Here is an 18342-nt window from a genome sequence, read left to right as displayed (position 1 = left end):
CCCCCCCCCCCCCCCCCCCCCCCCCCCCCCCCCCCCCCCCCCCGCCCCCCCCCCCCCCCCCCCCCCCCCCCCCCCCCCCCCCCCCCCCCCCCCCCGCCTCGGCCGCCGCCAGATCCAGGGCCCGGAAGGCCAGCCACAGGTCGTAGCGGGCGCTCGGCGCCTGGAGCAGGGAGCGCCCGAGCGCCGATTCGAGCCGGGTGAGCCGCTTGCGGACCCCCGGTACGGAGATGCCCAGCGCGGTCGCGGTCGCGGTCGTCCGGGCCTCGCACTCCAGCCAGGTGCGGAGCGTCTCCCGCGGATCGGCGGCGTTCCTGGAACTGCCGGAACCGGCCAGCGGGCGCAGTTGCCGGTCCGCCCATTGCCGCATGGCCGTGGTGCGCAGGATGTCGTCCAGGCGAGGGGGCGCCGGGGGCTCCGGCCCGTCGTCGGCGGTCGTCGACAGGGTGAGGGGAGTGGCGCGGACGCGCAGGGCCAGGTCGAGGGCGGCCTGGTCGCCGAGCCGGTTCAGATCGAGGCCGAGCAGTTCACCGATCAGCCGGAGCCGGGCGCCCAGGGTGTTGCGGTGGATCTTCAGGTGCTGGGTCGCGTGCGAGGAGAACGCGAGCCAGGAGGCGAGGGTCGCCGAGAGTTCCTGGCTGCCCGGGTCGTGACTGCGTCGCGGCACATGGGTGAGCAGCGGGTCCAGCAGTGCCTTCGCCCAGCGGGCCCCGGCCTCCCCGGCGACCACGGCGGGCTCCTGCGCCGAGCCGAAGCGGGCGTGCCGGGCGGGCAGTCCGCGGGCCACGGCCAGCGCGTGGAACGCCTGCCGGTAGCCGGTCGCGGTGTCGGACAGCGGTACGTTCTCGCCGGCCCCGACCACGCACCCGGCCACCGCGTCGGCGACCCGGGCACCCAGGCACTGCCCGGCCCCGTCTCCCTCTTTCCCGCCGGTGCCATCGTTCGTTCCCGTGACCGGCCCCGTTGCCGCGCTCCCGTCCGCGGCCGGTCCCGTGTCCGCGTCCGCCGGTACGACGAGGATCACGTGGCGCGAGTACACCGGGCACCGCACGATCCAGGACCGGCCGCCGGACAGCCTCGTGCAGATCCGCATCACCTCGTCCCGGCCGCCGACCGGACACTCCACGACGTACACCCGGACGGGGTCGGGCAGCGTGGGCTTCAGAGCCCCCGCCACCTGGTGCGCGATGGACAGCTGACCGGTCATCAGCAGGTGCAGCACCGCCTCCCGGCCCCGGGACTCCGCGAGGTCGACGCGTCGCCGCCTGCGCTCCACCGACTCCGCCGCCCAGCACATGGTCAGCGGCATCGCCACGTCGGCGAGCAGGAGGAGGAGCCCCTCGGGCAACGGGCGCGGCGCGACCACGGCCAGGGCCGGGGCGGTGGAGTCCGGCGGCCCGTCCAGCGGGAACAGCAGCACGGTGTGCGCTCCCCGGTCGAACGAGAAGGAGTGCGCGTCGAGCCCCGCCACCTCCCGCACGCACTCGCCCGCCAGCGCGGCGGCCCCGGCGCCCATGCCGTCCGCGCTCCGGACCACGCCGTACAGAACGGTGCCGTCGCCGTCGAGCAGCCCGGCCCAGCCCGCGGCCCGGCCGGACACCCAGCGCAGGAGCTCCCGGGACCCGCCCGACCGGGCCAGCCGGTACATCCGCAGCACGTCGTCGGCTCGTTCCCGCGCGCCCACGCATCCTCCGCTTCCACCGAAAAACCGGAGTGCAGAGTACCGGTTTGACTGTGCGGGTTGTTACCCAAGACGGCGCACACCGTGCGAAGTGAAGCTTTTGGGCTTCCGGGGCAGGACCTAGAGTCTCGAACGCGGTTGCGGAAGCCCCTGGGGGAGGAAGTCACGGGGGCGGGGGGGCGACGGCAGCAGCTCACGGGGGTGGCTGTTGCCGTCGTCCGCAACCGTTGCCCTTCCCGGTCCGTCCGGGCGAGGAACGCCGCCGGGGCGCGGTCAGTCGTCCTTCGTGTACGTGAGCTTCTCGCCGCTCTCGGTGTTCTCGCGGCGCAGGGTGCCGTCCGGGAGCAGGGTGAGCGTGGTGGCCTTGCCCGCGGTGCAGGACGTCATGGGTTCGCCCACCGTGACCGTGGAGGGGCCGACCTCGACGGGGCCGCCCGGAGCCGGTTCGGAGACCAGATCGGCCTGGAAGACGCAGTGGTAGGAATCGCCGGTGTCGAGCGGGCCGTCCGCGGTGAGGGCGAGGACGGTGTCGCCGACCTCACCCTGCTGGATGACGAGCTTGCGGGTCGAGCGCCCCGTGGCGTTGTCGATGGAGCTCGACCAGGAGCCGAGGTAGCCGGACGGGATGGGTCCGTCGCCGCTCTCCGCGTCCCCGGTGGGGGTGGGGACCGCGGTGGACGGGCCGCCGGATCCGGGGGAGCCCGACGAGGTGCCGGTGGGGGACGGGGAGCCGGTGGGGGATGCCTCGGTCCCCTTCCCCTTGTCGTTCATGAAGGCGTAGACGGAACCGCCCGCACCCACGGCGACCAGCACGGCGACGAGGACGAGGGCCACGGTCGAGCCCCGGCCCCGGCCGCGGCGTTCCGGTCCGGGACCGGACTGCGGGGCGGTGGCGGGGGGCTGCGGACCGTACGGGGGCGTCCCGTTCGGGGGCACGGCGCCGAAGCCGTACTGCTGCTGCGGAGGCGGCGGGGTCCGGGGGTAGCCGTACCCGGGGCCGCCCTGCTGGGACTGCGGGTGGCCGTGGCCGGGGTGCGGCTGGGCGGGTGGCTGCTGGGGATAGCCGTACGCGGGGGAGTGGGCCGGCGCGGACGCGGGAGGATGCGGGTCCGGAACCCCGGGCGCCGTGGGAAACGCGTGCACGGGGCGGTCCGCCGGAGGCGCGGAAGGAGCGGGCGCGGTGGGCGGCGCCGGGGGCACGGCGGTCGCGGCGGCGGCGGTTGCTGCGGCCGGGGGTACCTCGCCGGGCACGGGTGCGGGGCCGGACGTGCCTTCGGGGTCTTCGGGGTCTGCGGGGTCCTCGTAGTCCAGCAACCCGACGGCGTGGCGCCCGAGTTGGGCGATGAGTGCGCCGGGGAGCCAGGGTTCGGCGGTGTCGCCGTCGGCCAGCCGGTCCAGGATCGCGTCCGTCGTGGGACGGGCGGCCGGGTCCTTGTGCAGACAGTCCCTGATCAGTTCGACGAGGTCCACGGGAACGCCGGTCAGGTCCGGGTCCTCCTGCGCGATCCGGAACATCTGGGCGTGCGCGCCGCTGTCGGAGTCGCCGAAGGGGAGCCGGCCGGTCGAGGCGTACGACAGCACCGAGCCGAGACAGAAGATGTCGCACGCCGGGGTGACCCGTTCGCCCCGCACCTGCTCGGGGGCCATGAAACCGGGTGAGCCGATCAGGGCCCCGGTGCGGGTGACGCCGCCGTCGGTGACGGTGTCCAGGGCCCTGGCTATGCCGAAGTCGATGACGCGCGGCCCGTCGATCGTCAGCAGGACGTTGGAGGGCTTGAGGTCCCGGTGGACGATCCCGGCGGCGTGGATGTCCTGGAGGGCCCGCGCGAGGCCCGCGCCCAGGAAGTGGACCGAGCGCTCGGGCAGGGGGCCGTACGCGTCGGACGGGTCGCCCGGCGCGGGGCGGGCCCGGCCGGTGACGGTGGCGTGGAGGGACGGCCCGGCGACGTAGCCGGTCGCGACCCAGGGCACGTCCGCCTCCGTGTCCGCGTCCAGCACGGGAGCGGTCCAGGCGGAGCCGACCTGGCGGGCGGCCCGCACCTCGTGGCGGAAGCGGTCGCGGAACTCCTGCCGGGCGGCCAGCTCGGGGCGGACGAGTTTCACCGCGACCGTGCGGCCGTTCGCCGACCTGGCGAGGAACACCTGCCCCATGCCGCCTTCGCCGAGCCGGGCGAGCAGCCGGTACGCGCCGATGGCGCGCGGATCCTGTGGCGTCAGGCTCTGCATGGCGCTGGACGTCCTTCCCCCGGGGTCGAGCTGGTCTGTGCGGTGCCTGGCATGGCTCGCTCGATCATAGGGATCCACGCACGGCGCGGGCGGGGCGGTTGCGGAGCACGACTCCGTCCCGGAACGTGTCCGGGACAGGTCCGGGACAACTTCTGCTGTTCTGGACCGAGTTGTTCCGCCCTATGGTCCGTCGACATGGACACCACACGGAGAACGATTCTGCGCGGGATGGCGGCGGCTCCGGTCGTCGCGGCGACGAGTGGGCTGCTGGTGCCGGGGGAGGCGGCGGCGTCGAACGGGGTGACGGCGGCACCCGCCGAGCAGCCGATGGGCCTCACGTACGACGCGGCGCACTCCGCGCTGCTGGAGGAGTCGATCCGCGGGCTCCGCGACAAGGAGAAGCTGGGCCGGATCGACGTGGCCGGCGTGCTGAGGAAGAAGCCTCAGTACGAGGGGCGGAACGGGTTTCCCGGGGCCTGGTGGCCCGGGTCGGCGGGGCGGCCCGACAAGGCGTTCCGGTGGAGCGGCGCCGACCGGCTCGCCGGGCGGGACACCTGGCGGCCCCAGGGCATCTCCACCGTCCACGACGCCACCGGGCAGCGGGGCAGGAACATCCTGCTGGTCTCCTGGTACCACCGGGAGGAGGACCACTCGACGAACCGCGGCGGCCGCGTGGCGATCATCGATCTGCGGGGCCGCACGCCGAAGTACTGGTACGCCCTGCTGGTGCTGCCGACCCGGAAGGCCGGCGGCCACAGCTTCGAGCCGCTGTACGGCCTGCACGCCGGGGGCCTGGCCTGGTACGGGAACAGGCTGTACGTCACCGAGAGCCGCACGGGTGCGCTCTACGTGTTCAACACCGACGACATGTTCCCGGTCAAGGGCCGGCGCGACCTCTGCGGCAAGGACTCCCGCGGGGACTTCCACGCGTTCCGGGAGCCGTACGCGATGCCGCTCAGCCGCGTCTACCGGGTGGACGCGCAGGGACGGAAGAGGCTCAAGTTCTCCCAGGTGTCGGTCGACCGGGACCCGCTGCGCCCGTACCGGTCGCTCGTCGTGAACGAGTGGGAGCCCGGCAAGGACCACGCGATCGTGGCCCGTTGGGACATCGGCCACAACAGCCCGTACCCGCGCACGGCGCCGGGGGCGGCGAGTGCGGTCTCGTCGGCCGTGTACCGCGTCGAGCGCGGGCCGGGGCTGCCGGAGGGGCGCGGCGTGCAGGGTGCGGTGAGCATCCGGGGCAGGCTCTACCTGTCGGTCAGCAGGGGCAGCGGGAACGGGTACTACAGCGGGGTGCGGCTCGATTCCGGTGGGGTCGGCACGGCGCGGAAGCTGTGGGAGCTGCCGAAGGGCCCCGAGGACCTGAGCTACCAGGGGATCACCCCGGGCACCGGACGGGTGTGGGGCCTCACCGAGTACGCGGACCGGCGCTTCGTGTTCGGGATGCGGGTGTCCCGGTAGGTTCCGGTGGTTCCCGCCGGGCGGGGCGTCCTACGGTTCGGCGAGGGTTTCCATGGCGGCGGACAGCCGTTCCAGGACCCGTACGGTCTCCGCGAACCGTTCCTCGCCCAGCTCGGCGGCGAGCCGGGCGGCGAGGCCGGCGTGGCCGGGGTCGATGCGCCGGACCGCGGCGCGTCCCTCGTCGGTGGGGCGCAGCAGCTTGGCGCGGCGGTGGGCGGGGTTGGGCACGTACTCGGCCAGGCCCCTGCCGACCAGCAGATCGGCGACGCGCTGCACGCTCTGCCGGGTGATGCCCATGGCGCGGGCGATCCCGGCGACGGGCAGGGGCTCGCGGAGCACGGCCCCGAGGACCTGCCACCAGGAGGCGGTGAGCCCGGCGGGCCCGGCCAACTGCTCGGAGACGGTGAGGAACTGGCCGTTCAGCCGGAAGACGCCGAGCGCGGTACGGCTCAGCAGCTCCTGATTCGAGGGGGGCCGGGGCGAGGGCTCCCGGTCCGTCGGTTCCCGGTCCGCTGGTTCCCGGCTCATGAGGCGGCGTTCAGGGTCTCGTAGGCGGCCGCGTCCGAGTCGTGGAACAGCCGGTACCAGGCGGCGAGCTTCTCGCCCTCGTACACGCCGAGCCGTGCGAGGACCTCGCGGGCGAACGCGACGGGCTCGGTCGGGCCGGCCGTGATGAGGTCGCCGTCGGTCACCGCGTCCGCCTCGACGTACCGTTCGCCCCCCTCGTACCCCGTGGCCGCGAGGTAGAAGGAGACCGCGCTCGTGTGCGCGCGGTCGTCGAGCAGCCCCTCGCGGGCCAGGCCCGCCGTCGCCCCGCAGATCGCGGCGACCGGCACCCCGGCGTCCAGGAAGCCGCGCGCCGCACGGGCGAAGGGGGCGAGCGCGTCGCCGGAGTCCCAGAGGTCGGCCCCGGGAAGCACCAGGAGCGCGCTGTCCTCGGGGCGCAGGTCCGCGAGCGCGAGATCGGGCAGGACGCGCATCCCGCCCATGGTGGTGACGGGGCCGGTGGTGGGGCCGACCGTCCGCACGGTGAGGCCCGCCCGGGCGAGATGGGCGGTGACGTGCCCCGTCTCCCAGTCGGCGAGGGTGTCGTACACGGCCAGGTGCACGGACCTGCGGGTGTCGTTCATGACGCCTCCTCCGGCGGCCCCCCGGCGGCGCGGACCCGGTGCCGGTCGTCGCGAAGGCATGACAGCATGCTGTCGTCTCGACAGGGTGCTGTCAACTGCTCGGGCGGTACGAGGGGCGGCGCACCGGCAGGGGCCGGGCGGCATGCCCTCGAACCCCCGACACCCTGCCGACCCGGAAGGGCCCCATGCCATACAAGGTGGCCATGTCCGGCCGCTCCCCGCGCGACCTACGCTCGCCGCATGACCCCTCATGCCCCTCATGCCGACCCCGCCGCCGGCGCGGCCGTGAAGGCCGCCGACCGTGCGCACGTGTTCCACTCCTGGTCCGCCCAGGGCCTGATCGACCCGCTCGCCGTCGCCGGCGCCGAGGGGGCGTACTTCTGGGACTACGACGGCAACCGCTACCTGGACTTCACCAGCGGCCTCGTCTACACCAACATCGGCTACCAGCACCCCACCGTCGTCGCCGCGATCCAGGAGCAGGCGGGCAAGCTCGCCACCTTCGCCCCCGCGTTCGCGATCGAGGCGCGGTCCGAGGCCGCCCGCCTCATCGCCGAGCGCACCCCCGGCGACCTGGACAAGATCTTCTTCACCAACGGCGGTGCCGAGGCCGTCGAGAACGCCGTCCGCATGGCCCGGCTGCACACCGGCCGCACGAAGGTGCTCTCCGCCTACCGCTCGTACCACGGCGCCACCTCCACCGCGATCAACCTGACCGGTGACCCGCGCCGCTGGCCGTCCGACAACGGCTCGGCGGGCGTCGTCCGCTTCTGGGCGCCGTTCCTCTACCGTTCGCCGTTCCACGCCGAGAACGAGGCCGAGGAGTGCGCCCGCGCGCTCCAGCACCTGGAGGACACCCTCGCCTTCGAGGGCGTCGCCAATGTCGCCGCGATCATCCTGGAGACCATCCCCGGCACGGCGGGCATCATGACGCCGCCGCCCGGCTACCTCGCGGGCGTGCGCGAGATCTGCGACCGGTACGGCATCGTCTTCATCCTCGACGAGGTGATGGCCGGATTCGGCCGTACCGGCAAGTGGTTCGCCGCCGACCACTTCGACGTGGTGCCGGACCTGATGACCTTCGCCAAGGGCGTCAACTCCGGTTACGTGCCGCTCGGCGGCGTCGCGATCTCGGCCGAGATCGCCGCGACGTTCGACACCCGCCCCTATCCGGGCGGACTGACCTACTCCGGCCACCCGCTGGCCTGCGCGGCGGCCGTCGCCACCATCCACGTGATGGAGGACGAGAAGGTCATCGAGAACGCCGCCCGCATCGGCGAGACGGTCCTCGGCCCCGGCCTGCGCGAACTGGCCGAGAACCACCCGTCGGTCGGCGAGGTGCGCGGCCTCGGCGCGTTCTGGGCGCTGGACCTGGTGCGCAACAAGGAGACCCGCGAACCGCTCGTCCCGTACAACGCCTCGGGCGAGGCCAACGCACCGATGGCGGCCTTCGGCGCGGCGGCGAAGAAGAACGGCCTGTGGCCCTTCGTCAACATGAACCGCACGCACGCGGTTCCGGCCTGCAACATCACCGAGGCCGAGGCCAGGGAAGGGCTCGCGGCCCTCGACGCGGCGCTGTCGGTGGCCGACGAACACACGGTGTGACCGGGGCGCGCGCGGCCCGGTAGCGCGGCGCCCCTCCTCTGCCCGGATCCGGGCACGGCGAGCCTGGCTTAAGGTGACCGGAGCCGAGGAACGGGGAGGGGCGCCATGGGCGCGAGCGGAGCTGTGACCCGCAGTACGCTGCGGCAACAGATCGCGGACGCGCTGAGTGACGAGGTGCTCGCCGGACGTCTGCGACAGGGACGGGAATTCACCGTCAAGCAGATCGCCGAACAGTACGGCGTCTCGGCGACGCCGGTGCGCGAGGCGCTCTTCGACCTCTCCGCGCAGGGGCTGCTGGAGTCGGACCAGCACCGGGGCTTCCGGGTGCGCGAGTTCGGCGTCGCCGACTACCGGGCGATCGTCGAGGCCCGCACCCTGGTCATCGACGGCGTCATCCGGGACATCTTCTTCGCCCCGAGGCCCTCGGTGGCGCACGTGGCGGCGTACCGGGACTGCATGGTCTCCGTGCGCCGCCGGGCCCAGGAGGCGGCACGGGCGGCGCTGGGCGGCGACCTCGACATCCTCATCGGGTACGACCTGCGGTTCTGGCGCGAACTGGGCGCGATCGCGGGCAACCCGTACATCAACGACTTCCTGCACCGGCTGCGCGTCCAGGCATGGGTGTTCGCGGTGCCGTACCTGCGCCACGACGCACGGGCCGGGGACTGGCTCTGGAACCGGCACCCGGACCTGGTCGCGGCGATCACCGCCGGGGACCGCGACGGGGTGTGCGCGGTGATGAACGACTACAACACGCACGCGCTGACCTGGGTGGACCGGCTCGCGGCCGGCGAACTCGAACACCCCGGCCACGCCGCGCCCCCGGCCGGGCACGAACCGGGCGGCGGCCCGGTCGCCCCGCGCCCCTGACGGCGGCCCGCGCCGAGCCCCGGGCGACGGGCCGGTCACGCCCCCGGGCGACGGTCCACTGTGCGCGGCGCGCCCCTCGCATTACGCTGTCCCGACCATCCCGAACGTTCCGATGTGCACCCGTGGGAGAGCGAGACTTCGTGGCTTGTGACCTGTGGCTGGTCCCCCTCGTCGACGTGCTGTGCCACAGCCCCGACAACCCGTTCGCCGAAGAGATAGCCGTCTACGACAAGGCGCTGGGCGAGGCGGGACTGCCGCCCGTACCGGTGTACGCCTACATGCCGGGCCTGACGGGCGACGTCGCCCCGGTCGCGGGGTTCGACTACGAGGCCCTGCACTTCCTGCGCCGCGCCTACCTGCTCCAGCTCAGCGGCCTCGCGGTCACGCCGGTCGACGAACTGGGCGGGGACTACGAGCAGTTGCTGGAGATGTTCGAGACCACGGCCCAGCAGTCCCACCTGGTCTGGCACTACGACCACGCCGGGGCGTACGTCCCGCTGGACTTCGCCGCTCCGCTCTCCAACGACGACCTGCTCCAGGGCGGCGGCCCGCTGGGCTCCTCGCACGGACTGCTGCGGGAGCTGCAGTACATGGCCCCGTCGATCGGCATCGACCCGGCGAACCCGCCGGCCGCCCCGCTGCCGCCGGCCGCGCCGACCGCCCTGGAGGAACGGGCGGACCCGGCACCGTACGAGACCGGCCCGTTCGCCCGCGAGCGGCACGTCTGGCTGGGACTGCACGCGGCGGTCACCCGCAGCCTCGCCCAGGGCTCGATGATCATCTTCAGCTGAGGCCGGCAGCGCGCCGCACGGCCCCGGTCCGGGAACGGGCCGGGGCACAAGAGCCGGGGCGGGTCTAGCGGGGGGACTCCGGGGGCCGCTGGCGCGGCATGTTCGGCCGGGTCATCGTCTGTAACGGGAACCGCCCCGGCAGCACGCCCTGATCCGCGCGCCCGCCGCCCCCGGCGGCCGAGGCGAGCGCCTGCATCCCCATCGGGGCGGGCCCGGCGCGGAACTCCACCATCCAGTCCGCGGTCTCGGTGCGCACCAGCTCCGTGATGTCCTCCGAGAACCGCCGCAGCACCCCGAGGCACCGCTCGGCCGCCTCGCTGGCCGTGCCCTCGGTCGGGCCGAGCACCTCCCGCACGCACTCCGAGGCCCAGTCGAACTGCAGCACCTGGAGGCGCCGTTGCACGGCCTGGGCGGTGGCGAGGTTCCTTATCCAGCCCGAGGTCAGGCCGAAGTACCGGTCGCAGGCCATGCACGCCGCACCCAGCAGCAACGACAGGTAGCCCCAGCCCGCCGCCCCGTCCAGCGCCCCGGTCAGGTCGAGCAGCGGCAGCGCGGCACCCGCGACCGCCCCGAGCGCGGTGCCGATCCGCAGCGCCCTGGCCCCGCGCCGCTTCCACACCCGGTCGTGCAGATACCAGTCGGCGGTGCGCAACGCGTCGTTCTCGACCCAGCGGTACAGCTCGTCGAGGCGGTCGGCGGGTTCGCCCCAGTCGCCGAGCGGAAACGGCGTACCGGTCAGATCCCCGACCCGGTCGTCCCGGCCGCGCCCGCCGGAGCCCGAGCCGGCCGGACCGGGCTCGTTGCGGGGCGACCCCTCGGGCTGCATCTCCGGCTGGCTCACCGGGTACTCCTCTGTGTTCTGCGGGGCGGCGCCTGATGTGCGGCGGTGCGTTCCGGCGGTGGTCGTCGCGACGGCGGTGCGTCGCGGCGGCGGGGCTCGTGGGTGCTGCGGGTGGTACGGGACCGCCGTGCGGCACCCCTGCCGCTCTGCGGAGTGACCGAACGCCCCGAATACGTAACCTTGCGTGACGGCCTGTGTACTCGTACGTACCGATGCGCATGCCCTTCCTACCGCCGAATGGTGGGCCATGGGGTAGAAATCGCGGTATTCCCAGGTGCGCAGGGCCTGTGATCAGGTATAGGAGTCTTCCTGACCTTGCCTGAAACTCACTCGAAAGAGTTGCTCCCCAGTGGGTGGGGCGCACTGCCCGGGGAGCACGTAGGCTCGGCGTACCGAAACATTTTGTCGTCGAATTGCCAGGAGCAACCGTGATTCCCGGTGGTGGTCAGCCCAACATGCAGCAGCTGCTGCAGCAGGCCCAGAAGATGCAGCAGGACCTCGCCGCGGCCCAGGAGGAACTGGCCAGGACCGAGGTCGAGGGCCAGGCGGGCGGCGGTCTCGTGAAGGCGACGGTGACCGGTTCCGGTGAGCTCCGCAACCTGGTGATCGACCCGAAGGCCGTCGACCCGGAGGACACCGAGACGCTCGCGGACCTGGTCGTCGCCGCGGTCCAGGCGGCGAACGAGAACGCGCAGCAGCTCCAGCAGCAGAAGCTGGGCCCGCTGGCCCAGGGCCTGGGCGGCATGCCCGGCCTCCCCTTCTGACACCCGGCCCCGGCACCCGTCCGGTCGGTGCTCCCGCACAGGGCGGCACCGGACGGAACAACCGAACAGAACAGAAGCAGGACAGGAAAGGAAGGCGTTCCCGTTGTACGAAGGCGTGGTTCAGGACCTCATCGACGAGTTGGGCAGGCTGCCCGGCGTCGGTCCCAAGAGCGCCCAGCGGATCGCCTTCCACGTCCTGCAGGCCGAACCGACCGACGTGCGCCGTCTCGCCCATGCCCTCCTGGAGGTCAAGGACAAGGTGCGGTTCTGCACGGTCTGCGGCAACGTCGCCCAGCAGGAGCAGTGCAACATCTGCCGCGACGCCCGCCGGGACCAGTCGGTGATCTGCGTGGTCGAGGAGCCGAAGGACGTCGTCGCGATCGAGCGGACCCGCGAGTTCCGCGGCCGGTACCACGTCCTGGGCGGCGCGATCAGCCCGATCGAGGGCGTCGGCCCGGACGACCTGCGCATCCGGGAACTGCTCGCCCGGCTCGCCGACGGCTCGATCACGGAACTGATCCTGGCGACCGACCCCAACCTGGAGGGCGAGGCCACCGCCACGTACCTGGCGCGGATGGTCAAGCCGATGGGCCTTCGCGTCACCAGGCTGGCCAGCGGCCTGCCGGTGGGCGGCGACCTGGAGTACGCGGACGAGGTGACCCTGGGCCGCGCCTTCGAGGGGAGGCGGCTGCTCGATGTGTGACGTGCGTCCGATGTGTGATGCCTTCGTGTCGTCCGGTGTTCGGTCGATGACCGTTTCCGCGACTCACGACGGCTTTACGTTCAGCGCGGATATGTTCTTCCCACCGTTCGTGACCGTGCCCACGGGAGGTCCCCTCGATGTCTGACGCCACGCTGAACTCCGTCACGCAGGACCCGGACGACTTCGCCGTCCAGATCGCCGACCAGATCAAGACGTTCATCGTCGCGGTCACCGAGGTGTCCAAGGTCGAGGAGCCCGAGGAGGCCGTCCCCGTCCTGCTGCTCCAGGTCTCCCAGCTCCTGCTGGCCGGCGGCCGGCTGGGCGCGTACGAGGACATCGTCCCCGACGAGCGCTACGAGCCGGACCTCGGCGCGGAGCCGGACGCGGACGGGCTGCGCGAGCGGTTCGCCGCCCTGCTGGAGCCGATCGACGTCTACTCCGAGGTCTTCGACCCGTACGAGCCCCGCAAGGCCCCGGTCCCGGCCCGGATCTCCGACGACCTGGCCGACCTGGTCACCGACCTGCGCCACGGTCTGGCCCACTACGAGGAGGACCGCACGACCGAGGCCCTGTGGTGGTGGCAGTTCTCCTACTTCTCCAACTGGGGCTCCACCGCCTCCGCCGCCCTGCGCGCCCTCCAGTCCCTGATCGCCCACATCCGCCTCAACCAGCCCCTCCAGGAGCTGGACGGCCTGGACACGGACTCGGAGACCCTCGACGACGACCTCGCCGAGGAGGCGGGCCGCGTGATGGCCGAGGAGATCGCGGGACCACTGGGACTGCGGCCGGTTCAGTAGCGGCGCCGCAGCCACGACCACGACGTGCGGGCCCCGGACGGTGCATCCGTCCGGGGCCCGCACGTGTCCGGGAGCGCTGCGCTCATCCGCCGTCGCACCGCAGGTCGCCCGGACGCATGAAGCCCAGTGGGGCGCCGTTGTCGGTGCGCGAGACGCGCCACAGTTCGTCCGCGCCCTGGCGGGTGGCGTTCACCGGGACGCCGGGGTCCAGGTAGCCGACGATGTCGGTCCAGGGATTCGAGCCCGCGTAGATCGGGGCGTCGGGGCGGGTGGCGGAGCAGGTGCTGCCCGCGTGGGCGGGGGAAGCGGTCAGGGGGAGGGCGGCCAGGGCCAGGAGCACGGGGAGCGCGCGGAGCGGATTGCGCACGGTGGGGGCCTCCGAAGGGCGGATCAGGGGGTTCCGGTCCACGCTAGAGGTGCGGGGCCGCCGGATCCGGGATCCGGCCCGCCGGGCGTGTGGGCTGGGCCACATAGGGAGTGCGGGCCCGATCGGCGGGCAACAGACCCTGTGCGAGCGGCTCGGAACGACACGCCGAGGATCACGTGTTGAGCGGGACATCTCACCATGTGGTATTGGCGGGGCGTTTTCGGGCTGCTCGTTAAACTGAGCCGACCGCAGTAACGGACTGAGCGAGGAGCGCACGTGGGCCTTGTCGTGCAGAAGTACGGAGGCTCCTCCGTAGCCGATGCCGAGGGCATCAAGCGCGTCGCCAAGCGAATCGTCGATGCCAAGAAGAGCGGCAACCAGGTGGTTGTCGTGGTGTCCGCGATGGGCGACACGACGGACGAGTTGATCGATCTCGCCGAGCAGGTATCACCGATACCCGCGGGGCGTGAGTTCGACATGCTGCTGACCGCCGGAGAGCGGATCTCCATGGCCCTGCTGGCGATGGCGATCAAAAACCTGGGCCACGAGGCCCAGTCGTTCACCGGCAGCCAGGCGGGCGTCATCACCGACTCGGTCCACAACAAGGCGCGCATCATCGATGTGACGCCGGGCCGTATCCGTACGGCGCTGGACGAGGGGAACATCGCGATCGTCGCGGGGTTCCAGGGCGTGTCCCAGGACAAGAAGGACATCACCACCCTCGGCCGGGGCGGATCCGACACCACCGCGGTCGCGCTCGCCGCCGCGCTGGACGCCGAGGTCTGCGAGATCTACACCGATGTGGACGGGGTCTTCACCGCCGACCCGCGGGTCGTGAAGAAGGCCCGGAAGATCGACTGGATCTCCTTCGAGGACATGCTGGAGCTGGCCGCGTCCGGCTCCAAGGTGCTGCTGCACCGGTGCGTGGAGTACGCACGCCGCTACAACATTCCGATCCACGTCCGCTCCTCCTTCTCCGGACTGCGCGGAACCTGGGTCAGCAACGAGCCGCAAGGGGACCAGAAGGTGGAGCACGCGATCATCTCCGGAGTCGCCCATGACGTCTCCGAGGCCAAGATCACCGTCGTCGGCGTGCCCGACAAGCCGGGCGAGGCCGCCGCGATCTTCCGCACGATCGCGAACGCGGAGATCAACATCGACATGGTGGTGCAGAACGTCTCCGCCGCGTCGACCGGTCTGACCGACATCTCGTTCACGCTGCCCAAGGCCGAGGGCCGCAAGGCCATCGACGCCCTGGAGCGCAACCGCGGCGGCATCGGTTTCGAGTCGCTGCGCTACGACGACCAGATCGCGAAGATCTCCCTGGTCGGCGCCGGCATGAAGACCAACCCGGGGGTCACGGCGGGCTTCTTCGAGGCGCTGTCGGACGCCGGTGTGAACATCGAGCTGATCTCGACGTCCGAGATCCGCATCTCGGTGGTCACCCGTGCCGACGACGTCAACGAGGCCGTGCGCGCCGTGCACACCGCCTTCGGCCTGGACAGCGACTCCGACGAGGCCGTCGTCTACGGAGGCACCGGCCGATGACCGCGGGCCGCCCTTCGCTGGCGGTCGTCGGGGCGACCGGGGCGATCGGCGGCGTCATGCTCCAGATCCTCTCGCAGCACGCGGACGTCTGGGGCGAGGTGAAACTGATCGCCTCGCCGCGCTCGGCCGGTCGCAAACTGGTCGTGCGCGGCGAGGAGAGCGAGGTCCTCGAACTCTCCGAGGACGTCTTCGACGGCGTGGACGTGGCGCTGTTCCTGGTGCCGGACGACATCGCCGCGCGGTGGGCACCGATCGCCGCCGCCAAGGGCGCGGTCGTCGTCGACGACTCCGCCGCCTTCCGGCTGGACTCCGACGTCCCGCTGGTCGTGCCCGAGGTCAACCCGCACGCCGTACGGATCAGACCGCGCGGCATCGTCGCGAGCCCGAACTGCACCACGCTCTCGCTGATCGTCGCGATCGGCGCGCTGCACGCCGAGTTCGGGGTGCGGGAGCTGATCGTCTCCTCGTACCAGGCGGTGAGCGCGGCGGGCCGCGACGGCGTCGCCGCGTTGCGCGAACAGCTGGCGGCGGTCGCCGGTACGGAACTGGGCACGAGACCCGGGGACGTGCGCCGGGCGCTGGGCGACGCCGGGAACGGCCCCTTCGCCGCCCCGGTGGCCCTCAATGTGGTGCCCTGGGCGGGCACCGGGGCCGGGGACGGCTGGTCGTCGGAGGAACTGGCGATCCGCGAGGAGTGCCGCAAGATCCTGGACCTGCCGACCCTCCGGGTGGCGGCGACCTGTGTCTACGTACCCGTCGTCGCGACGCACTCGATGTCCGTTCACGCCAGGTTCGAGAACGAGGTCGAGGTCGACCGGGCCCACGAGATCCTGGCGACGGCGCCGGGCGTGGTGCTGTACGACGACCCGGCGGCGGGGGACTTCCCGACGCCGTCCGACGTGGTCGGCACCGATCCGACCTGGGTCGGACGAGTGCGCAGGTCGATGGACGATCCGCGGTGCCTGGAGCTGTTCGTCTGCGGTGACAACCTCCGCAAGGGAGCCGCGCTGAACGTGGCGCAGATCGCCGAGTCGGTGGCCGCGGAGTTCCCCCGTGTCTGATCGAACCCGTTTTGTGGTTTCTATGAATGCCCTGTGAGTAAGTTGAAGGTCTGAACATCTTGAGATGGGGGGTCGGGGTATCCGACGATGACCATTCGGCCCGCTGCAACCGCCGGCCGGGGAATGCGCGTCTATGCGGTCACCTTCGGCGCGGCGGGGCGCGCATTCGGGGCACTTGGGGAAGAGCAGGTACGTATGAGGGCATGTCGCACAGCGCCGAACGAGGTGCCGCGCGCGTACAACCCTGACGGGGGGAAACGTGTCCAACTGGCGTGGCAGAGGTTCTCGATATCACAGTGGTGGGTCCCTTGCGGGGCGCTTCGGTGCGCCCGCTCCGACGGCCCCGCGCGCCCGGCGGCATGCCGGTGATCGCGCCCATGCCCGCCGCACGCCCCGCACGGCTGCCCTCGCAGCGCGAGGGCGCTGAGGAGAGCGTGGCTGCCGGAACCACGGTCGACCACCTCACCGAGACCTATCGCGCCCACTACCGGTCGCTGCTCGGACTCGCGGCGCTCCTCCTGGACGACACGGCCTCGTGCGAGGACGTGGTGCAGGAGGCGTTCATCCGTGTCCACTCGGCGCGCAACCGGGTGCGGGACCCGGAGAAGACGCTCGCGTACCTGCGCCAGACGGTGGTCAACCTCTCGCGTTCCGCGCTGCGCCGCCGCATCCTCGGGCTGAAGCTGCTCTCCAAGCCGATGCCGGACATGGCGAGCGCCGAGGAGGGCGCGTACGACCAGCTGGAGCGGGACGCGCTGATCAAGGCGATGCGGGGGCTCCAGCGGCGGCAGCGGGAAGTGCTGGTGCTGCGTTACTTCGCGGACATGACGGAGGTACAGGTGGCCGAGACGCTGGGGATATCCCTGGGCTCGGTCAAGGCCTACGGCTCCCGGGGGATCGCGGCGCTGCGCGTCGTGATGGAGGCGCAGGGATGAGCCGGCGCGACCGCACGCACGAGAACGGCCCCGGGCGTGAACAGCGCGACGGCGCCGGGCGCGAGCAACGGATTGACCTGACTGGAAACGGGATTGTGAACCACGACGGGCCGGAGAACGCCCTGCCTGCGAACCGGGAAGCGGACGCCGATCCGACCGGGTCGGCGGAGGCCGCCGAAGCGGAGGCCGCCGAAGCCGAGGCCGCCGAAGCCGAGGCCGCCGGGGCCGAAGCCGAGAGCGGTGGCGAAACCGGGGACGGCGGGGACGGCGGGAAGGCCGGGGCGGCCGAGACGGTCGGTTTCGGCAGTCTGAGCAGCCTCTTCGGCCCGGATTCCGGTTCGGGCGGTGTCCTGAACGGTGGTGCCCCGAGCGTCGACGGGCTGAGCGTCGACGGGCTGAGCGGTGACGGGCTCAACGGTGGCGACGCGGATCTCGACGAGGTCGCGCTGCGCCGCCTGATGCGCGGTGCCGTCCAGCACATCGAGCCCCGGGACGGCACGCTCGACCGGTTGCAGCGCGCGGTGCCCGTCCGGCGTGCCAAGCGGCGCCAGGCCGTCGTCGGGCTGGCCGCGGCGGCGCTGCTCATCGGTACCGCGGTGCCCGCCTTCGTGCACGTCGCGAACTCCGACGGTTCGAGCGCGGCCAACCCCGCGATAGCCGGGCACGGCGAGCAGGCGCAGGGCGGCAACGGCACCGAGACCGGTTCGGGACACCACGGCAAGGACAGCGGCGGCGACACCGACGGGCGGACCGACGGCGACCCGGACCACCCCGAGAGCAGTAGCAGCCCCTCCGACAGCCGGGGCCAGGGCGACGGGGGCAACCTGGCGGGCGGGACCGCGGGCCCGGACCGTACCGAGGTGGCCGCCATGGCGGCCTGCGGACCGGGTCAGCTCGGGGTCGCCTCGGCCGAGACCGGCGCGGCCGGGGCCGACGGCACGGTGTACGGCACCTTCCGCATCGCCAACGTCTCCGGCACGGAGTGCTCGGTGAACAACGGCGGCAGCGTGGGCTTCCAGACGATGGGCGCGGCCGACGAGACCAGGATCATGGTCGTCCGCCACACCGCGGGCGACGCGGCCCCCGGGCTGCCCGACCCCTCGCAGGAGCAGCAGACGGTGCTGCTGAAGCCGTCCATGGCGTACGAGGTGAAGTTCGCCTGGGTGCCGAAGGACACCTGCCCGACCGCCGGGGGCTCGCCGAGCCCCACGCCGACGGAGGGCGGGGGCGCAGCGGGCGGTGCCACGGTCTCCGGCGGCGGCAGCGGCGAGGGGACGACGGACATGGACGCGCAGTTCCTCGGCGAGGACGGCGGCATCCAGGACGGCAGCGTCTCCGTGATGCACACGCCGGAGGCCGGGGCACCGGTCGCGGCGGCGACGATCCCCAATGCCTGTGCGGGCACGATCTACCGGACCGGGGTACTGGCCCCCGCGATGTGACGCGCCCGCGGGGGGGGGGGGGGGGGGGGGGGGGGGGGGGGGGGGGGGGGGGGGGGGGGGGGGGGGGGGGGGGCGCCCCCGCGCCCCCGGGCGGGCGGCGCGGCGGGGCCGGGGGGGGGGCGG

The 18342-nt window shown here is 72.8% G+C and carries 17 protein-coding genes; 11 read left to right on the top strand and 6 right to left on the bottom strand.

Translation table 11 applies throughout. The annotated features are described in order from the left end of the window. Together ACFYW1_RS37835 and ACFYW1_RS37830 are read right to left on the bottom strand one after the other, a co-directional pair. Positions 1-1645 (bottom strand): helix-turn-helix domain-containing protein (locus tag ACFYW1_RS37835; protein WP_389004165.1); only part of this gene is annotated, 1645 nt, incomplete at its 3' end. A 306-nt stretch (positions 1646-1951) separates the two neighbouring features. Beyond that, positions 1952-3904, bottom strand: a complete 1953-nt coding sequence (locus ACFYW1_RS37830; RefSeq protein ID WP_389004161.1) for a serine/threonine-protein kinase — start codon at positions 3902-3904, stop codon at positions 1952-1954. Between the two features lie 195 nt (positions 3905-4099). Here ACFYW1_RS37830 and ACFYW1_RS37825 point away from each other — a divergent pair, with 195 nt between their 5' ends. Continuing rightward, complete coding sequence (locus ACFYW1_RS37825) at positions 4100-5365, top strand: hypothetical protein (RefSeq protein ID WP_389004159.1); 1266 nt, start codon at positions 4100-4102, stop codon at positions 5363-5365. Positions 5366-5395: 30 nt separating this feature from the next. Here the strand turns inward: ACFYW1_RS37825 and ACFYW1_RS37820 are convergent, their stop codons facing one another. Together ACFYW1_RS37820 and ACFYW1_RS37815 are read right to left on the bottom strand one after the other, a co-directional pair. Further along, positions 5396-5893, bottom strand: a complete 498-nt coding sequence (locus ACFYW1_RS37820; RefSeq protein ID WP_389004157.1) for a MarR family winged helix-turn-helix transcriptional regulator — start codon at positions 5891-5893, stop codon at positions 5396-5398. Next, positions 5890-6495: a type 1 glutamine amidotransferase family protein gene (locus ACFYW1_RS37815; protein WP_389004155.1), complete on the bottom strand. Its 606-nt coding sequence runs from the start codon at positions 6493-6495 to the stop codon at positions 5890-5892. The genes ACFYW1_RS37820 and ACFYW1_RS37815 overlap by 4 nt, the downstream gene beginning before the upstream one ends. Before the next feature lie 240 nt (positions 6496-6735). Here ACFYW1_RS37815 and ACFYW1_RS37810 point away from each other — a divergent pair, with 240 nt between their 5' ends. From ACFYW1_RS37810 to ACFYW1_RS37800, 3 genes are all read left to right on the top strand, one after another. Further along, complete coding sequence (locus ACFYW1_RS37810) at positions 6736-8100, top strand: aspartate aminotransferase family protein (protein ID WP_389004153.1); 1365 nt, start codon at positions 6736-6738, stop codon at positions 8098-8100. Between the two features lie 105 nt (positions 8101-8205). After that, positions 8206-8970: a GntR family transcriptional regulator gene (locus ACFYW1_RS37805; RefSeq protein ID WP_389004151.1), complete on the top strand. Its 765-nt coding sequence runs from the start codon at positions 8206-8208 to the stop codon at positions 8968-8970. Between the two features lie 140 nt (positions 8971-9110). After that, positions 9111-9761: a hypothetical protein gene (locus ACFYW1_RS37800; protein ID WP_389004149.1), complete on the top strand. Its 651-nt coding sequence runs from the start codon at positions 9111-9113 to the stop codon at positions 9759-9761. 64 nt (positions 9762-9825) lie between these two features. On the opposite strand, the gene ACFYW1_RS37795 is transcribed toward ACFYW1_RS37800, so the two are convergent. Next, positions 9826-10602 carry an SLATT domain-containing protein gene (locus tag ACFYW1_RS37795; RefSeq protein WP_389004147.1) on the bottom strand — a complete coding sequence of 259 codons (777 nt, stop codon included), beginning with the start codon at positions 10600-10602 and terminating at the stop codon, positions 9826-9828. 428 nt (positions 10603-11030) lie between these two features. On the opposite strand from ACFYW1_RS37795, the gene ACFYW1_RS37790 reads away from it, so the two are divergent. The 3 genes from ACFYW1_RS37790 to ACFYW1_RS37780 all read left to right on the top strand — a co-directional run bounded on the left by ACFYW1_RS37790 (position 11031) and on the right by ACFYW1_RS37780 (position 12866). Continuing rightward, the gene (locus tag ACFYW1_RS37790) at positions 11031-11366 is read left to right on the top strand and encodes a YbaB/EbfC family nucleoid-associated protein (protein WP_072487886.1); all 336 of its coding nucleotides are present in this window, start codon (positions 11031-11033) and stop codon (positions 11364-11366) included. A gap of 103 nt (positions 11367-11469) precedes the next feature. Then, positions 11470-12069 (top strand): recombination mediator RecR, encoded by a 600-nt coding sequence (recR, locus tag ACFYW1_RS37785; protein ID WP_148840618.1) that lies wholly within the window; start codon positions 11470-11472, stop codon positions 12067-12069. Positions 12070-12206: 137 nt separating this feature from the next. After that, positions 12207-12866, top strand: a complete 660-nt coding sequence (locus ACFYW1_RS37780) for a DUF5063 domain-containing protein (RefSeq protein WP_356931648.1) — start codon at positions 12207-12209, stop codon at positions 12864-12866. A gap of 82 nt (positions 12867-12948) precedes the next feature. Here the strand turns inward: ACFYW1_RS37780 and ACFYW1_RS37775 are convergent, their stop codons facing one another. Beyond that, on the bottom strand, positions 12949-13233 hold the full coding sequence (locus ACFYW1_RS37775) for a hypothetical protein (RefSeq protein WP_389004144.1): 285 nt from the start codon (positions 13231-13233) through the stop codon (positions 12949-12951). Positions 13234-13509: 276 nt separating this feature from the next. Here ACFYW1_RS37775 and ACFYW1_RS37770 point away from each other — a divergent pair, with 276 nt between their 5' ends. The 4 genes from ACFYW1_RS37770 to ACFYW1_RS37755 all read left to right on the top strand — a co-directional run bounded on the left by ACFYW1_RS37770 (position 13510) and on the right by ACFYW1_RS37755 (position 18219). Further along, on the top strand, positions 13510-14781 hold the full coding sequence (locus ACFYW1_RS37770) for an aspartate kinase (RefSeq protein WP_148840620.1): 1272 nt from the start codon (positions 13510-13512) through the stop codon (positions 14779-14781). Beyond that, positions 14778-15842 carry an aspartate-semialdehyde dehydrogenase gene (locus ACFYW1_RS37765; RefSeq protein WP_389004141.1) on the top strand — a complete coding sequence of 355 codons (1065 nt, stop codon included), beginning with the start codon at positions 14778-14780 and terminating at the stop codon, positions 15840-15842. The genes ACFYW1_RS37770 and ACFYW1_RS37765 overlap by 4 nt, the downstream gene beginning before the upstream one ends. 359 nt (positions 15843-16201) lie before the next feature. Then, positions 16202-16777, top strand: a complete 576-nt coding sequence (locus ACFYW1_RS37760) for a SigE family RNA polymerase sigma factor (RefSeq protein ID WP_148840622.1) — start codon at positions 16202-16204, stop codon at positions 16775-16777. Continuing rightward, on the top strand, positions 16774-18219 hold the full coding sequence (locus ACFYW1_RS37755) for a hypothetical protein (RefSeq protein ID WP_389004139.1): 1446 nt from the start codon (positions 16774-16776) through the stop codon (positions 18217-18219). The genes ACFYW1_RS37760 and ACFYW1_RS37755 overlap by 4 nt, the downstream gene beginning before the upstream one ends. The last annotated feature ends 123 nt before the right edge of the window (positions 18220-18342 follow it).

Source organism: Streptomyces sp. NPDC002669 (assembly GCF_042889165.1).
GTDB lineage: Bacteria > Actinomycetota > Actinomycetes > Streptomycetales > Streptomycetaceae > Streptomyces.
This window is presented reverse-complemented; position numbering and strand designations above follow the sequence as displayed.

What these genes read in the sequence shown, in the direction of transcription:
- ACFYW1_RS37830 (WP_389004161.1), bottom strand. Translation starts at nt 3,904, where the DNA reads ATGCAGAGCCTGACGCCACAGGATCCGCGCGCCATCGGCGCGTACCGG.
- ACFYW1_RS37825 (WP_389004159.1), top strand. Translation starts at nt 4,100, where the DNA reads ATGGACACCACACGGAGAACGATTCTGCGCGGGATGGCGGCGGCTCCG.
- ACFYW1_RS37820 (WP_389004157.1), bottom strand. Translation starts at nt 5,893, where the DNA reads ATGAGCCGGGAACCAGCGGACCGGGAACCGACGGACCGGGAGCCCTCG.
- ACFYW1_RS37815 (WP_389004155.1), bottom strand. Translation starts at nt 6,495, where the DNA reads ATGAACGACACCCGCAGGTCCGTGCACCTGGCCGTGTACGACACCCTC.
- ACFYW1_RS37810 (WP_389004153.1), top strand. Translation starts at nt 6,736, where the DNA reads ATGACCCCTCATGCCCCTCATGCCGACCCCGCCGCCGGCGCGGCCGTG.
- ACFYW1_RS37805 (WP_389004151.1), top strand. Translation starts at nt 8,206, where the DNA reads ATGGGCGCGAGCGGAGCTGTGACCCGCAGTACGCTGCGGCAACAGATC.
- ACFYW1_RS37780 (WP_356931648.1), top strand. Translation starts at nt 12,207, where the DNA reads ATGTCTGACGCCACGCTGAACTCCGTCACGCAGGACCCGGACGACTTC.
- ACFYW1_RS37765 (WP_389004141.1), top strand. Translation starts at nt 14,778, where the DNA reads ATGACCGCGGGCCGCCCTTCGCTGGCGGTCGTCGGGGCGACCGGGGCG.
- ACFYW1_RS37760 (WP_148840622.1), top strand. Translation starts at nt 16,202, where the DNA reads ATGCCGGTGATCGCGCCCATGCCCGCCGCACGCCCCGCACGGCTGCCC.
- ACFYW1_RS37755 (WP_389004139.1), top strand. Translation starts at nt 16,774, where the DNA reads ATGAGCCGGCGCGACCGCACGCACGAGAACGGCCCCGGGCGTGAACAG.